The sequence below is a fragment of the Nitrospirota bacterium genome, assembly GCA_040752355.1.
Lineage (GTDB): Bacteria > Nitrospirota > Thermodesulfovibrionia > Thermodesulfovibrionales > Dissulfurispiraceae > JBFMCP01.
In genome coordinates, this window is record JBFMHE010000017.1 from 1 (window position 1) to 14,022 (window position 14,022).

Consider the following 14,022-nt stretch of genomic DNA (forward strand, 5'->3'; position numbering starts at 1 on the left):
ACGAAGGGGTGGGTGAACGAGGCGGAAAAGGAAGCGCTGGTGCTCATGTGCGAGGCCCTCGAGGCGCTCGGCGACCGCTACGCCATCTACGGCTTCTCCGGAATGACCAGGACCCGCTGCGACTATTATAAGATCAAGGCCTTCGAAGAGGGCTATACCGAGAGCGTGAAGAAGAGGATAGCGGGGATCGCGCCGAAGGACTACACGAGAATGGGGCCGCCTCTGAGGCATTCACTCACCATCCTGAAATCCGTCGAAGCACGGACAAAGCTCCTCATAACGCTCAGCGACGGAAAGCCCGAAGATTGGGACGCCTACAAAGGCGACTACGGCATCGAGGATACGAGACGGGCGCTGATCGAGGCGAAGGAGCAGGGCATACACTCGTTCTGCATCACCATCGACAAAGAGGCCCACTCCTACCTGCCGCACCTGTACGGCGAGACGAACTACATCGTCATCGACGATGTCCGCAAACTGCCGAACAAGATCACCGAGATCTACCGCAAGCTGACGACGTAGCTCCGGCGCTCATCTCTCCGCGGGAGAGCACTTACCCGCCGCCGGCGACCAGCAGACTGTTGATTACCCATACGGCGCCTCCTTCGAAGGCGTTCTCTACAGCCGCTCGCTTCTCGGCAGGGGAATCCACGGCGCCGGTGAGCGTAGCGATGCCGTTCCGGACCGTGACGGTCACCTGGTCGTCATCGACAAAAGGGCTCCACCATAGCTCGCCCTGGATTGCTCTCTTTATTTCCTCATCGCTCTTTGTTCTGGCCTGATCATAGCTGTACCACTCATAGTCATACACGTACCAGTCATTCACGTAGGGGTCATAGACGAGCGGCATCTCTGGGTGCGCGACCGAGAGCGTATTCTCGACCTCTTTCACCCCCCTGCCCCTCGCGGCAACATCGTCGGCCTGCGCCTTCTCGTAGAGCGTGTCGACGGTCCCCGAAAGGCGGACCACCCCGTCATGTACACTCACCGCCACATCGTGTTTGCTCACAGAGGGGTCCCGCTGCAGGGCATTGCGCACCCTCCCTGCAATCTGGCTGTCGCTGAGCTCTTGCGGCCGGCGTACGGCGATAAGGTTGTTGACCGTCTCGACGCCTGTCGTATTCCTGGCGTCCTGTGCTGCAGCGCGTTTTGCCTTAAGGTTGTTTACCGTGCCTTCGAGCGTAACCGCGCCGTCCGCCACTGTTGCAGTCACGGCAAAAGGGCTCACGCGGGGGTCGAGGGAGAGCGCATCGTGTACGGCATCCCTGATCTCGTCGTCCGAAAGATCGTCGTACTTGTCCCCCATGAGCGTTTCATCTCTGGGCATACGGGCGACCTGGAGTGCGGACGCATCGACCCGCTCGACTCCCGCAACCCATGCCCTGAGGACTGCGCGATGCTTTTCCGCTGCACTGCCTACCGTGCCCGAGAGCGCCACGTTTCCCTTGTTCACGGTTACTTGAATGAGCTCGCCGTCGACGAGAGCGTCCCGCCTGAGCGTCTGTTCGATCTCGGCCTCGATCTCGCGGTCGGTGCGCTTGGCCTTGCGCTCTATCTTTATAGTGTTGTCTACTGCCCGGACGCCGGCAACTCCTTTTGTTATCTGCTCAGCGAGCTGCCTCTCCTGCCGCGAATCGACGACGCCCACAAGAGTCACCCGCCCTTCATCGACAGCAGCACCGATCTCGAACGATTCGGCCGCCGGGTCTTCAACCAGGGCCGCCATGATATCCGCCTTGATCATCTCATCCGTCCTTAAGGGGGACGGTCTCACTTCGATGCGGTTGACGACCGAGCGGACACCCCTTATCGTCCGGACGATACGGGCTGCGCGGTCCTTGGCGAGGATAGTGTCGACCGAGCCGGTCAGCGTGACGATCCCATCGACGATGCGGATGCCGAGTGCGGGGAGTGGAACCGCCTGGTCGAAAAGAAGCTCCCGTTCTATCGCCCCTTTGATCGACTGGTCGGGAATACGCGCCTCTTCGGCATACGAGGGGAGAGAGGGGAACGCGAGCAGGACGACTGCCAGCCACACCTGGTGCAGCAGTGACGAGGATTGCCTGGAGCCCGGAAGAGCGCGTGCGTTCATAATTTCCTCCGGTTACACCCAACAGCCGGTGCGGTCGTAGTACGCATAGAGGCTCTAAAACCGGAAAGCTCTTTCACGCTTCTCATTATCCCTCTCTTCTGTTGTGCTGCAGCCGGGGAAGGCGCCATGGCATCCTCCTTCTGAAGGCAATTACGGGTTGTCCTCGATCTCGCCCAGCTCCATCTTTGCCGAAAAGTACCGCAGGATATCGTTGCGCGTCAGGATACCTTCGAGATGCCCCTCCCTGACGACCAGGAGCTTGTCCTCGCCACCCTTGCTCATCTGGCGGAGAGCTCTCATGGCATCGGCGTCAGGGGCGATGGTATTATGCGGAGAGCACGAATGCACAAGCTCCCCGACCGTCTTGCGGCTCCGCTGCTCCCTGGGGATATCCTTCACTTCAGCCATACTGATGCAGCCCGAGAGATCGCCGTTGCTCGCCACCGGGAACATCTTGAAGTGGTATTTGAAGAAGTAGTCTTCCACCAGCTGCTCGACCGAGGTGGAGGGAGCGACGGTCACCGGGTCCTTCTTCATGAGGCGAGCCACCGTCTGCCCTTCCAGCGCCCGGCGCAGCAGCACCTGCTGATACGACATCTGAGAGGCGCTGCGGATGAACATGCCGATCAGAAAGGACCAGACCCCTCCCACTACATTGCCCTGGAAGAGACCCAATAGTCCCATAATGATGAGAAAGAGGCCGAACCCCGACCCTATCGCCGAAGCCACCCTGGTGGCCCACCGTATGTTGCCTTTCCAGTGCCACAGCAGTGACCGCAGGATGCGCCCGCCATCCAGCGGGAAGGCGGGGATCAGGTTGAATCCCGCCAGGACGAAATTGATGAACGAGAGGTAGGCAATAACCCCGCTGATGTAGAGCGGCATGCCCGGGAGCGCTCCCGTGAGCCCATAGAAGGCGAAGCCCAGGACGATGCTCGAAAGCGGGCCGGCGAGGGCCATGAGGAACTCGGTCTTGGCGTTCGGGGGCTCGTCTTCCATCTCGGCAACGCCGCCGAACACGAAGAGGGTGATGCCCTTCATAGGCAGGCCGTACTTTCTGGCGACAATGGAGTGGAAGAACTCATGGAAGATGATCGAGGCAAAGAGCCCCAGGGCGCCGATAATACCCATGGCCCAGTAGGCCGAGGAGGAAAGCCCTTTGTAGTTGAGCGGAAAGACACCCCGGGCGAGCGTCAGGGTGACCAGCAGGGCGATGATCAGCCAGCTTGCATCGATCTTGACTTCGAAGCCGAACAGCTTGAAGAGCCTCACGCCTTTGCCGAACATTGGTGCACCTCGCTGGTACTGGGATAGCCTGAAGCGGCAGCGGGGAGGTGAGGAGCGTGCCGGAGAGGAGCTGCAGGACACTTCAGAAGCAGTACGCGCTCATCGTAACACTTCCTATTTACTTTTTAGCAGCTATTCCTTGCTGGGTCAAGACCGGGGCAGGGCAGTCAGCTCATTGACCCTTTGGTCCGTACAGCGTACTATTAATAAAAGGAGGTTGTCATGAGCATAGCGATTCCTGTACATGACCGGCTCTTCTGGATCGGGGCGAACGACCGCGCCACCGGGCTTTTCGAGGAGCTCTGGCCGATGCCGCACGGCATTGCCTATAATTCGTATCTCATCAAAGATGAGCGCGTGGCGATCATCGATGCGGTAAAGAGCTTTTTCGGGGTGGACTACCTCGCTACGCTCAAGGGGCTGCTCGAAGGCAAGAAGGTCGATTACCTCATCATCAACCATATCGAGCCCGACCATTCGGGTGCGATCAGGCTTTTGCGGGAGATCTTCCCCGGGATGCAGATCGTCGGAAACAGGAAGACCGCAGGACTGCTCGCCGATTTCTACGCCATTACCGAAAACGTCAGGGTCGTCGAGGACGGAGACGAGCTCGACCTGGGGCGTTCCAGGCTCAAGTTCATCCTGACGCCGATGGTGCACTGGCCCGAGACCATGATGACCTTCGATCAGGCAGAGGGCACGCTCTTTTCGGGCGACGCGTTCGGCGGCTTCGGCACCCTCGACGACGGCGTCTTTGACGATGAAATAAGCGACACGGGCACTTACGAGTACGAGGCACTCAGGTACTTCACCAATGTCATCGGCAAGTACAGCACCATGGTCCAGAAGGCCCTTGCAAGGCTGAGCGGGCTGGACATCGCGATGGTCGCTCCCTCCCATGGCCTGCTCTGGCGCAAGGACCCGCGGCGCATTGTCAGTCTGTATGACCGGTGGAGCCGCAACGAGGCGGACGACGGGGTGACGATCGTCTATGCCTCCATGTACGGCAACACGGAGAGGATGATGGAGGCCGTCGCCCATGCCCTGTCCGAAGAGCGGGTCGGTGATATCGCCACCCATAACCTCTCGCGCACGCATATTTCGTACATCATCACCGATGCGTGGCGGCACAAAGGGATCGTCCTGGGGACACCGACCTACAACATGAAGCCGTTCCCGATGATGGACCACTTTATCAGGGTGATGGAGAACAAAGGACTGAAGGACCGGGTCCTGGGGATCTTCGGCTCTTACGGCTGGGCAGGAGGCGCGCTCAAGGAGCTGACCGCCTTCGGTGAACGGATGAAGTGGGAGCTCATCGAGCCGGTCGTCGAAGCCAAAGGCGCACCGACGGCGGACATCCTCGCTTCCTGCGGCCAGCTCGGCCGGAATATCGCTGCACGGGTCAGGCAGGGAATCCCCGCCTGATCGTCTCCTCTTACTCTTATATGAGTGCGAGGTCCTTGAGATCTTTTACCATCTGCTCGAACTCGTCACGATGCTGGTAGCCGAGCTGCACTATGGCCTCGTACGGTTCGAGGGTGGCCCCGGGGTCGACGACGGATAGGTACCTGTTGAAGACCGCATTGAAGGTGTTTCTCTTTGCGGCGTTGAAATAGTTGTCCTCGAAAGCAGCGCTGATTCTGAACGCCATGTCCTCCACTTCCGGCATCGCGGGCTCTCCTTTGCGGTTTTATTCAATTATAACAGATAGTACTCTCTCGAATTGTAAGAGGGTGGGGAGAGGGGGCGGATATCAGCGCAGGAGGATGTACAGTGCGCCGAGTCCCCCGTCGCACTGGCGGGCGGTCACAAAGGCGATGAGGTGCTTCTTGTAGCGGCCGATGAGCCGGTTGACGACCGCGTCTTTCAGTACCGGCCCGTTGGGAGAACGCAGGCCCCTGCCGTGTATTATCTTGACGCACCTGAGCCTCTTCTTGAGGGCGTCCCCGATGAACCGGTCGACTTCTGCCTCGGCTTCGTCGAGGATAAGACCGTGCAGATCGAGGTAATCCTGAACAGCAAAGATGCCCTTGTGGAGCTTCCGCACGATATCGAGATGGTACTCCTCATTGGTCCACTCGACATACTCCTGCGTATCGGGGAGATGGAGGGGCCTTTTGCCGAGGGTAATCTCTTCGAGGTTCCTGAGAGCTTCTCTATCCGAACTGGTGGCCGAACTGATGGCGCGGTACGCTGGCACTGTTTTCGAAGGGCGGACCGGCAGCGCCCTGAACTCTTTGATCTCCCGCACATCCTGCATCGCCTTGCGGAAAAGCTCCTCCTCATCATGAGCAGGAGTGCTTTCAGCTCTCTTTTCATGGACCGGCGGTGCAGCAGGTGCTTTCTTCAGGCTGAGCAGTGTTTTGAGATCTCTGAAGGGCTGGTTCGAAAAGGTTTCAGACGTATTCTTCTTCTTCGACTGCATGACACATCCCCTTCACCCATTATAGCAGAATCCCCCTGATGAAGACTGCGCTGGCCGCTTCAGGATCGGGCGGTTTACAAGGGGCTGCCGATATCGTATAGTGTTGGTAGCGGGTTTCGGTGAATTCATGGCAGGGGAGGGAGGACTAATGGAACTTTTTGAGGCGGTGCGGACGAGGAGGAGTATCCGGAGGTTCATGGAGAAACCGGTGGAGCAGGAGAAGCTCGATACGCTTCTCGAAGCGGTGCGCCATGCGCCCTCCTGGGCGAACATGCAGTGCTGGCGCTTCATCGTGGTCAAAGACGCTGCCGTCAAGAAGCAGCTCAGCGAGCTCTCCTATGTCGATTCGTTTTTCTCTCCCCTGGGCTACAAGGCCAACCCTGCCAAGAAAGGCCTTGCCGAGGCGCCGGTGGTCATAGTGGCCTGCGCCGACCCCTCGCAATCCGGGACTCTCTGGAACCAGCCCTACTACATGACCGATCTCGGCATCGCAGCGCAGAACCTCATGCTCGCTGCCCGCGGATTGGGGCTCGGCACGGTCTTTGTCGGCGTCTTCGAAGAGGAGAAGATACGGCAGCTGCTCGACATTCCTTCCACCGTCCGGGTGGTGGGCCTCTTCCCTATCGGCTATCCTGCCGAAGAAAAGACCGGCGCATCATCGCGGAAACCAATCGAGGAGATCGTCTTTTACGAGAAGTGGCGGTAGCGCACTACGGTCCTGCCGGCTCACCGGCGCTCTTTTCAGCGCGCCTCAGCTTCACGGCGATGAGGGCGATAGTCCCTGCCATGAAGAGGACGCCGCCGATGAGCGCCCAGAAGGCCCCGGGCTCCCGGCTCACTTCGAGCAGCACCGCCCGGTAGGGAAAGGCCTGCAGGTCTTTCACATGGATGTTCAGGCCCTTGTAGAGCGAAGGCTTGTTGGGCAGCAGCCTGTCCTGCCTGACAGGAGCTCCGCCGTCCCTGTATTCCAACGAGACCGACCAGTCTGTCAGGTAGCCGTTCGGATCGATGGAGAGGTCTATGCTCCTGACATGCAGCTCCGCCGTATCGAGCACCCGCAGCGAAGTCCCTTCCGCGGCAACGGCCATCCCTTTGAACCCTCCCAGCGAGCTGAGCAGGTGCGCAAGAAGGATGAAGAGAAAGCCTATATGGACGACCTGCGGCGATATGAGCAGCAGCCACTGCGTGATCTTTCTCTTCTTTATAATCGAATCGACGCTGCAGAAGAGCGTGTTGGCGGTCAGGACGACGAGAAGCAGGATCGATACCCAGAGCCACCATGTAATCCCGAAGGGCTGCGCCTCCATCCAGTCGATGAGCGGAGCCGCGTGGATAGACTGGAACTCCTGGTGCGCGGGCATAACCACGGCGCCGGCGAAGAGCAGCACGATCAGGCCGCAGAAGAGCCAGATAGCGGTCCTGAGAGAGAGGAGCAGGTCTAGAATCGGCCTGATCATTAAAAGCTGTGAGAGCTCTTCATCAAGAGACTCACTCCCAGATAGGTGAACAACACCACTGCAAATCCCGCGATGCCGACCACTGCCGACGGCTTCCCCATCCATTCTCTCTTGAGCCGGGCATGGAGGTAGAGGCTGTAGAAGAGCCAGAGGATGCTCGTCCAGAGCTCCTTGGGGGTCCAGAGCCAGTAGGTGCCCCAGGCGAGATAGGCCCAGATGCCGCCGAAGACCATCGAGAGCGAGAAGAGAGCGTACCCGAAGAATATCGACCGGTACTGCAGCCCCTCGAAGAGCCCGTTCCGGTCCCTGAGGTACATGATGCCGAGGAGGGCGGCTATGCCGAAGAGGGCGTAGGAAAAAAAGGCGAGGATGACATGGAGCTCGAACCAGAGCGTCTTCAGCACCGGCGGCAGCGGGGTGTTGTGCTGTTTCGAGATGAGTGCGAAGGCGGTAAAAAGCAATACCATGACCGTCATGCCGTTAAAGAAGAACGGCTGCTCCCGCAATCGGCGGTACAGCAGCAGAGAGAATGCCGCTATGGAGGCTGCGAGGAAGATGAGCGTATCGTGCGGCCCCACAAGAGGCAGCCTGCCCAGCGAGAGGCCTCTCGACGCGATATACGCTACCTGGAGCACAAGGCCGACAATAAGAAGCGGCCGTTTCCAGAGGCCGAAGAGATAAAAGGGAAAGGCTGAAAAGGCTAACAGCATCTCTACTGCCTCATGGACAGGCCTCGGGCTTTCATGCAATGACCTTGCCCTGATCAAGTATGCATTTATCAGTCACCATACCTGAATCCGTGTGAATATCGAAGGAATAAGAGTCGATAACGCTCTCTTCCATTAGTTTACTGCAGAGGTCCCTCAATAACCGCTGGCCCTCTTCAGGATCGGATGTTGCGAGATCAACTTTTATTTCAGCTTTCATGCTTCACTCTTGCCTGTCTTTTTAAGGACTACCTGCGATAGTCGGCTAAAGAAACCACATTGCTCTTTCCCTTGCTGGCCGGCTTCGCTGTCTTTTCCGTGGTCCCTTTTTTCCCTTTCACGCTTTTGGCAGCGGTTTTGAGCGTGGTCGTCTTTTTACCCTTTGCGCTTTTTGCAGGGGCCTTCGATGCGATCTCATTGCTCTCTTTCTTTGTCACGGTTTTTTTCTCCCTACTTCTTTTTTCCTTCCTTGTGCCGTTTTTATTTCTACCTGCAGTGGGATGTTCTTCCAAATCGATGCCGAATACCGCGGACAGGTCGGATTCATCAATGATGCGGGAGCTTTTCCCGGCAGCCTTTGCAAGGAGCTTGTCCGCCTTGCCTGCCACCGCCTGTTGTATCAGATCGCCTATTTCAGCCTTTCTCAGGGTGAAGAACAGTTTGGGGTCCTCATCGAGCCGCGCGCCTGTGCCGTAGAGTACGGCGGACACATGCTTGCACATGTATGCCCAGTCGGGACAGGAGCAACTAAAGGTGATTTCTTTAGGGGAGGGGAACATACCGGACTTTTCTGCAGTGAACACTTCTCCCAGCGCTTTGGGGAATTTCCCCTCTATGAGCTCCTGGAGAGACTCCAGCATGCCCTCGCAGGCTGACCGTATTTCTTTCCAGATATTCTTTTGGAGCGCTGCTATTTTGATGGATACTTTATATGGTTTCGAACGCGATCCCTGGACGAGTGCCTGTATCTCTCCGGGCTCGATGCGGAGATCGAGCACCGTCCCGTGGCGGACATAGCTTCGCCCCCTGCCGATGCGGTTGCTGTAATCCGCATACTGTTCCAGATTGCGGTTCCACGCCTTGCCCCACCAGGTGCGCGCAATGCTTTTGCCTTCGAGAACGACCGGCATGAGGCCCGGACTCTTCTTCAAGAGCTCTTTCAGCTTTTTTGCTGCCTTTTCTTTTTTCCGGGCAACCGGCACGTATTCGGGAAATCTGTTCCAGTAGCTCATGAGCGCATGCTCCTTTTACGGTGTAAAGCCATTTTTTAGTTTACCATAGGAACGCTTGCAGGGACCTGTGTCCCCGGCGTCACTAAGGCGTAAAAGGAAAAGACAGGAAGGGAATCGGGGGGCAAAAAAAGAGCCTATGTCCTCGACGGCTCGAATTTAAGAACATTAAGACCATGTATATTCTTGAAATGCTTATAGTTGGCGGTTGCCAGCGCAGCATTGTGTATTATTGCTGATGCAGCAATAAGCGCATCGACAGTTCTCAACCCATCGGATAAGGCATATCGCTCAAGCAGGAGAATTGCTTTCTCATATATTTTCTCATCGGGATAAATCATGGCGGGGAAGTTTGCTTTTATGAACTCCTTCACGGTTTTTAGCTCCCTTTTATCCAGGCATCCCTGTATGAGCTCCATCACACAGAGAGCGCTTACAAGCCTTTTTTTAGAGGAGGTATGAGCGATAAATTCCTGTGCGTTTTGATCTCCCCTGAAATACCAGATAAGCACATCGGTATCAAAGATTATCTTTGAAATCGCTCTTTCCTCCGCTCATTGAGCCATTGTGCTGCATCCTTTAAGTCTTTTCTATCCTTCCACATGCCGAACCCAACAGGGTTGAATTTCTTTTCATTTTTCTTGAAGGGTTTTAACGTGGCGACAGGCTCGCCGCGCATGGTGATAACCACCTCATTGCCCTTCCTGACACTTTCAAGAATCGCAGCCGCCCTGTTCCTGAGCTCCTTTGCCGTCGCCGTCTTCATACTCCACCTCAAAGTGTATATTTTGAAGTGTATACTATACTCTACGCGGCTGTCAAATGAACACGTGATGAGAGAGTAAATGTTCCAGGTGGCATTTCAAGCATTCCAGGATATATCAGAGTGGCTTAAAACCGGGTTGTTAAAAAGACTTTTTGAATTTTTAAAAAAAGGCTAAGCCCCGAGGGGTAGAACCGGGATGATAACAATGGTGGAATCCAAGACTCAGCTTTTTGTTCGGCGCGTTATATCGCCAATTCCCAGTAGCAGCCCTTTTACCGAGATATCCTCGTCGATCTCATCCCAGTGCAGACCGGTTCCTCCCCCGCTGATGATATAGCGGGAGCGAGCTTCAGGGGTGGCCCTCATAAGGCGGGGAAAATATGCGAGCGGTACGCCGAGCTTTCTGCCGTCGGCAAGCTCCACCCACATTGTTTCTTCGTCAAAGGCGACCTTTCTTGCTAAAGGCTCAACTGCCAAAGTATTCATTCCAGCACCCTGCAATCAATGTCTTGTTTTTCTCCACCACTTCCGTCTGACCGCGCTGCCTTATTCGATACGGTTTTAGATGCGGCTGGATACTTTCAGCGCCTCTTCGAGAAAGGTTTCCTTTCTGTTTGCCTCCAGCTCTTCGGACGTATACCCGATGGCCTCTATAGGCTCAAACACCCTGCCTGCCGCAAGACCCAGGAGCTCAAGTCGTTCTCTGAGGTTCATGCCTTTGAAATCCTCAGAGATGACGATAACGTCGATATCGCTGTCCTCCCGTGCATTCCCCCTGGCATATGATCCGTAAAGGAGAATCGCCTGAGGGGTCACCCCGAGCTTTGTGATTTCGGCTGCGTAACGGTCAAGAATTATCTTAATTTCTCTGTCTGTTTTAACCATCCAACAACCTCTCTCGTTTTATCAAGGTAGGCCGACACCACTTCTTCAGGAAATGACTCTGTCAGCGAGCCGAAATCTTCCGGGTATCTGGTGACGACGCTTGCATTGTTTATCTTTGAAATAAACTCAAAATGAACGTTTGAAAAGCTGAGCCCGGCAAGCTTTGCTAGGTAAAGCAGATTATGTGTTCTCGGAGGGGTCTTGTCATTGACTTCGGCGGCCACAGCTTTCAGCATCTTTTCTATAGAAAGATGGCACATGAAAACTACATAGATATAACGACCGGTCTTCAACATGTGCTCGGCGGTGTCAAGATCGTATGCCGCTGATTTGATGAAGTTCTCCGTATCCTTTCTCATCACCTATACATTAGAACACGACAGGACAAAAGTAAAGTAGTATCTCCTCACAAGCTGAGGCTGAAGAGGCCCACCAACTCCTCGTTGCTCATCTCCGTAATCCATTCCTCTCCGCTACCGCGTATAACTTCCCCGGACAGTTTTATCTTGCTTTCGATCATTGCGTCTATCTTCTCCTCTATCGTGCCTTTTGTTATGAACTTATGCACGAGGACGTTCTTTTTCTGGCCGATCCTGAAGGCCCTGTCCGTGGCCTGGTTCTCTACCGCGGGGTTCCACCACCGGTCGAAATGGATCACGTGATTCGCCTCTGTGAGGTTCAGTCCTATGCCGCCGGCTTTCAACGACAGCACCATGAAGGGTATGTACTCACCGCCCTGAAACCGCTCCACGATCTCCTTTCTCTTGCCTACAGGCGTGCCCCCGTGCAGCACAAGCCCTCCCCTGCCGAATACCCTTTCCAGGAAACCTGCCAAGGGAGCGGTCATTTCTCTGAACTGGGTAAAGACCAGCGCTTTTTCTCTCTTTTCGTGAATTGTTTCGCAGACCTCCCTGAGCCGCTGGAGCTTCCCGCTGTCGTCTTCCTCGAAATCCCCTGTCCCGAGGTAATGGTCGGGATGATTGCAGAGCTGCTTGAACTTCGCGAGCGCGGCGAGGATCATTCCCTTCCGCTGTATCCCTTCTGCGCTTCGGACCGCTTCCTCCAATTCCCCGACCAGTTTTTTATAGAGGAGCACCTGTTTTTTGCTTAACAGCGCATAGGTCTTCATCTCCACTTTTTCGGGCAGGTCTGCTATGACCGCCTTATCGCTCTTCATCCGCCGCAGGATATAGGGGCTGATTATTTTGCGCAGCCGTGCATAACCCTCGGGATCTTTTCCCAGCTTTTTCGTGAAACTGCCGAATTCCGGCATGCTGCCGAGGAGCCCCGGATTGATAAAGTCGAACAGCGACCACACATCGGAAAGCCTGTTTTCCACCGGAGTACCGGTCACGGCGATCCTATTCTTTGCTGCAAGTTTCTTGATCGTCCCGGCCTGCTTTGTAGACGGATTCTTTATTGCCTGCGCTTCATCGAGGATGACATAGTTCCATTCATGTTTTTGAAGCCACTCGTACTTCTGGACCAGTGAATAGGTGGTGATAACGAGGTCGTACCTGTCGAGCTCTTCGGAGCCCAGGGGATCGACTTTCTTTTCGGGCCGCGCTTCGGGGTGCGCGATGAAGAACTCTATATCCGGCGCAAAACGTTCTATTTCAGCGGACCAGTTCGCAAGCAGTGATGCGGGTAGTACAAGGAGGCTCGACTGCTTTAACCCTTTTGACTTTAAAATATGCAGCAAGGCCAGTATCTGGACGGTCTTGCCGAGCCCCATATCGTCCGCAAGGCACATCCCGAAACGGAGGGAATGGAGGAAGCAGAGCCAGTCCACCCCGCGTTGCTGGTAGGGCCTGAGCTTGGCTTTGAAGGAATGCCCCGGTTTTGTGGAAGCTATGAGGGCCGGGGTGCGCAGCTTCCGGAGAACGGAGTCCAGCCACTGTCCGTTCGTTACCTCTATGCTTCCATCTTCCTCAGGCATATGCAGCGCTGCCCCGGGGTTGAGCTGCAGGCGGAGGGCATCTCTCAGATTGAAATCTCCTGCTTTCATCAGCTCCTGTGCCTCTTCATAGGCGGCGAGGGTTTGGCGCAGTTTTTCGGGGTCGACCGCTACCCATTTGTTCTTGATGAAGGCAAGGCCTTCTGCGGAGAGCAGCAGGCGCCGGGCCTCTTCCGGAGAGACCGGGGTATCTCCAAGAAATAATTGCGGATCGAAGTTTAAGAGGGCATCCATACCTACATAAGAGGGCTGGTCGTCACCTACGGTGATGCGCAGTTTCATGCCGGCGGTGTTCCCTTTCCACCAATCGGGGATCCTGCACAGGATACCTGATTTTTCATAGAGCGGGATTTCCTTGAGAAAGGTGTAAGCCTCTTGCGCCGACCAGGCAAGGGGATGGAACAGTTCACCGCTCTCAAGAAGCCCGGAAATGAGGGGGCTCTCTTTTGCGGCGAGTTGTACGGTTGCCAGCAGTTCCAGCAATTTCTTGCTCTCTTTTCCGAACTCTTCCAGTGCGTATTTCAGGGGGAGGTGTTTTGATGTGCCCTGCTTGCTCAAGCCTGTTGAATAGGTGGCGAGAAAGGCGAAGGGATACTCTTCCTTTTTGCTTTCCACCAGGTGGAAATAGACCCTGCCCACGAGATGCACATGGGGACTGTATGCTTTGAAGAAATCCTCAACAGAACCGTCGTACTTCTTGATTTCCCGCTGGAACACGGCGTTGAGGCCGCGCACGATGTTTCTTAGGAGGTCCTCATTTATATAGAGTTCCCCGGGCATGAGCGGAGCATTGCTCAGCGTTCTGTCCAGTTCGTCCTCATCAAGGGTTATCGTTACACGATGCCGCCTTGTTTCGAGGTCGGGAGTCCTGACCAGTTTCTTTGCAAACAGGGCGGCAAAGCCCCTGAAGAACTCAAGGGAAGGCGAGAGGGTAACAGAAGTGTCGCTGAAGCCCAGGAACAAAAAGGCGGCTTCGGGATCGGAGACGAACCGCCTGTGCATCTCCTGCTCCAGCAACTGGCGGCTCTTGTTTATCTGTTCATCCGTGTCGGACCATTCCAGCTGCACGGAGCGGTCAGGCATGACTACTGCTTGTAATTCCCGGTGCATGGAGAGTGCCTTGTTGTTTTTATTGCATTGCACGCTGAAGGGTGAAAGGCCTGCCGCCGCGTTTTTACCTTTTAATTTTATAGTATTTGCAGCGGCCAGGTCTT

The 14,022-nt window shown here is 55.7% G+C and carries 17 protein-coding genes; 3 read left to right on the plus strand and 14 right to left on the minus strand.

Translation table 11 applies throughout. From position 1 onward, the window contains the following. Positions 1-522, plus strand: a 522-nt coding sequence (locus AB1805_12285; GenBank protein MEW5746201.1) for a VWA domain-containing protein, incomplete at its 5' end; no start/stop codon positions are given. A gap of 31 nt (positions 523-553) precedes the next feature. Here the strand turns inward: AB1805_12285 and AB1805_12290 are convergent. Both AB1805_12290 and AB1805_12295 read right to left on the minus strand, forming a co-directional pair. Beyond that, positions 554-2,092 carry a BON domain-containing protein gene (locus AB1805_12290; protein MEW5746202.1) on the minus strand — a complete coding sequence of 513 codons (1,539 nt, stop codon included), beginning with the start codon at positions 2,090-2,092 and terminating at the stop codon, positions 554-556. Between the two features lie 150 nt (positions 2,093-2,242). Next, the gene (locus AB1805_12295) at positions 2,243-3,379 is read right to left on the minus strand and encodes a site-2 protease family protein (protein MEW5746203.1); all 1,137 of its coding nucleotides are present in this window, start codon (positions 3,377-3,379) and stop codon (positions 2,243-2,245) included. Between the two features lie 222 nt (positions 3,380-3,601). On the opposite strand from AB1805_12295, the gene AB1805_12300 reads away from it, so the two are divergent. Beyond that, positions 3,602-4,807: an FprA family A-type flavoprotein gene (locus tag AB1805_12300; GenBank protein MEW5746204.1), complete on the plus strand. Its 1,206-nt coding sequence runs from the start codon at positions 3,602-3,604 to the stop codon at positions 4,805-4,807. Between the two features lie 16 nt (positions 4,808-4,823). Here AB1805_12300 and AB1805_12305 read toward each other — a convergent pair whose 3' ends face one another. Beyond that, complete coding sequence (locus AB1805_12305; GenBank protein MEW5746205.1) at positions 4,824-5,051, minus strand: hypothetical protein; 228 nt, start codon at positions 5,049-5,051, stop codon at positions 4,824-4,826. Positions 5,052-5,135: 84 nt separating this feature from the next. Further along, entirely contained in the window at positions 5,136-5,807 is a 672-nt protein-coding gene (locus tag AB1805_12310; protein ID MEW5746206.1) for a Smr/MutS family protein, read from the minus strand. 148 nt (positions 5,808-5,955) lie between these two features. On the opposite strand from AB1805_12310, the gene AB1805_12315 reads away from it, so the two are divergent. Further along, a complete protein-coding gene (locus AB1805_12315; GenBank protein MEW5746207.1) occupies positions 5,956-6,513 on the plus strand; it encodes a nitroreductase family protein in 558 nt (185 codons plus the stop codon). A gap of 4 nt (positions 6,514-6,517) precedes the next feature. Here the strand turns inward: AB1805_12315 and AB1805_12320 are convergent, their stop codons facing one another. From AB1805_12320 to AB1805_12365, 10 genes are all read right to left on the minus strand, one after another. After that, a complete protein-coding gene (locus AB1805_12320) occupies positions 6,518-7,264 on the minus strand; it encodes a cytochrome C biogenesis protein ResB (GenBank protein ID MEW5746208.1) in 747 nt (248 codons plus the stop codon). Beyond that, positions 7,264-7,974: a cytochrome c biogenesis protein CcsA gene (gene ccsA, locus AB1805_12325; GenBank protein MEW5746209.1), complete on the minus strand. Its 711-nt coding sequence runs from the start codon at positions 7,972-7,974 to the stop codon at positions 7,264-7,266. Before ccsA ends, AB1805_12320 begins: the two co-directional genes overlap by 1 nt. A gap of 31 nt (positions 7,975-8,005) precedes the next feature. After that, positions 8,006-8,191: a hypothetical protein gene (locus tag AB1805_12330; GenBank protein MEW5746210.1), complete on the minus strand. Its 186-nt coding sequence runs from the start codon at positions 8,189-8,191 to the stop codon at positions 8,006-8,008. Positions 8,192-8,219: 28 nt separating this feature from the next. Further along, positions 8,220-9,203: an SWIM zinc finger family protein gene (locus AB1805_12335; protein MEW5746211.1), complete on the minus strand. Its 984-nt coding sequence runs from the start codon at positions 9,201-9,203 to the stop codon at positions 8,220-8,222. A gap of 134 nt (positions 9,204-9,337) precedes the next feature. Further along, complete coding sequence (locus AB1805_12340) at positions 9,338-9,712, minus strand: type II toxin-antitoxin system VapC family toxin (GenBank protein ID MEW5746212.1); 375 nt, start codon at positions 9,710-9,712, stop codon at positions 9,338-9,340. 14 nt (positions 9,713-9,726) lie between these two features. Next, positions 9,727-9,966: a type II toxin-antitoxin system prevent-host-death family antitoxin gene (locus AB1805_12345; protein ID MEW5746213.1), complete on the minus strand. Its 240-nt coding sequence runs from the start codon at positions 9,964-9,966 to the stop codon at positions 9,727-9,729. Between the two features lie 222 nt (positions 9,967-10,188). Next, on the minus strand, positions 10,189-10,452 hold the full coding sequence (locus AB1805_12350; protein MEW5746214.1) for a DUF2442 domain-containing protein: 264 nt from the start codon (positions 10,450-10,452) through the stop codon (positions 10,189-10,191). Between the two features lie 75 nt (positions 10,453-10,527). Continuing rightward, complete coding sequence (locus AB1805_12355; protein MEW5746215.1) at positions 10,528-10,851, minus strand: nucleotidyltransferase domain-containing protein; 324 nt, start codon at positions 10,849-10,851, stop codon at positions 10,528-10,530. Then, positions 10,821-11,210 (minus strand): HEPN domain-containing protein, encoded by a 390-nt coding sequence (locus tag AB1805_12360; GenBank protein MEW5746216.1) that lies wholly within the window; start codon positions 11,208-11,210, stop codon positions 10,821-10,823. Before AB1805_12360 ends, AB1805_12355 begins: the two co-directional genes overlap by 31 nt. A gap of 47 nt (positions 11,211-11,257) precedes the next feature. Continuing rightward, entirely contained in the window at positions 11,258-13,891 is a 2,634-nt protein-coding gene (locus tag AB1805_12365) for a DEAD/DEAH box helicase (protein ID MEW5746217.1), read from the minus strand. Positions 13,892-14,022 lie beyond the last annotated feature (131 nt).

What these genes read in the sequence shown, in the direction of transcription:
- AB1805_12350 (MEW5746214.1), bottom strand. Translation starts at nt 10,452, where the DNA reads ATGAATACTTTGGCAGTTGAGCCTTTAGCAAGAAAGGTCGCCTTTGAC.
- AB1805_12335 (MEW5746211.1), bottom strand. Translation starts at nt 9,203, where the DNA reads ATGAGCTACTGGAACAGATTTCCCGAATACGTGCCGGTTGCCCGGAAA.
- AB1805_12295 (MEW5746203.1), bottom strand. Translation starts at nt 3,379, where the DNA reads ATGTTCGGCAAAGGCGTGAGGCTCTTCAAGCTGTTCGGCTTCGAAGTC.
- AB1805_12365 (MEW5746217.1), bottom strand. Translation starts at nt 13,891, where the DNA reads ATGCCTGACCGCTCCGTGCAGCTGGAATGGTCCGACACGGATGAACAG.
- AB1805_12290 (MEW5746202.1), bottom strand. Translation starts at nt 2,092, where the DNA reads ATGAACGCACGCGCTCTTCCGGGCTCCAGGCAATCCTCGTCACTGCTG.
- AB1805_12300 (MEW5746204.1), top strand. Translation starts at nt 3,602, where the DNA reads ATGAGCATAGCGATTCCTGTACATGACCGGCTCTTCTGGATCGGGGCG.
- AB1805_12315 (MEW5746207.1), top strand. Translation starts at nt 5,956, where the DNA reads ATGGAACTTTTTGAGGCGGTGCGGACGAGGAGGAGTATCCGGAGGTTC.
- AB1805_12355 (MEW5746215.1), bottom strand. Translation starts at nt 10,851, where the DNA reads ATGGTTAAAACAGACAGAGAAATTAAGATAATTCTTGACCGTTACGCA.
- AB1805_12305 (MEW5746205.1), bottom strand. Translation starts at nt 5,051, where the DNA reads ATGCCGGAAGTGGAGGACATGGCGTTCAGAATCAGCGCTGCTTTCGAG.
- AB1805_12360 (MEW5746216.1), bottom strand. Translation starts at nt 11,210, where the DNA reads ATGAGAAAGGATACGGAGAACTTCATCAAATCAGCGGCATACGATCTT.
- AB1805_12320 (MEW5746208.1), bottom strand. Translation starts at nt 7,264, where the DNA reads ATGATCAGGCCGATTCTAGACCTGCTCCTCTCTCTCAGGACCGCTATC.
- AB1805_12330 (MEW5746210.1), bottom strand. Translation starts at nt 8,191, where the DNA reads ATGAAAGCTGAAATAAAAGTTGATCTCGCAACATCCGATCCTGAAGAG.
- AB1805_12345 (MEW5746213.1), bottom strand. Translation starts at nt 9,966, where the DNA reads ATGAAGACGGCGACGGCAAAGGAGCTCAGGAACAGGGCGGCTGCGATT.
- AB1805_12310 (MEW5746206.1), bottom strand. Translation starts at nt 5,807, where the DNA reads ATGCAGTCGAAGAAGAAGAATACGTCTGAAACCTTTTCGAACCAGCCC.
- ccsA (MEW5746209.1), bottom strand. Translation starts at nt 7,974, where the DNA reads ATGCTGTTAGCCTTTTCAGCCTTTCCCTTTTATCTCTTCGGCCTCTGG.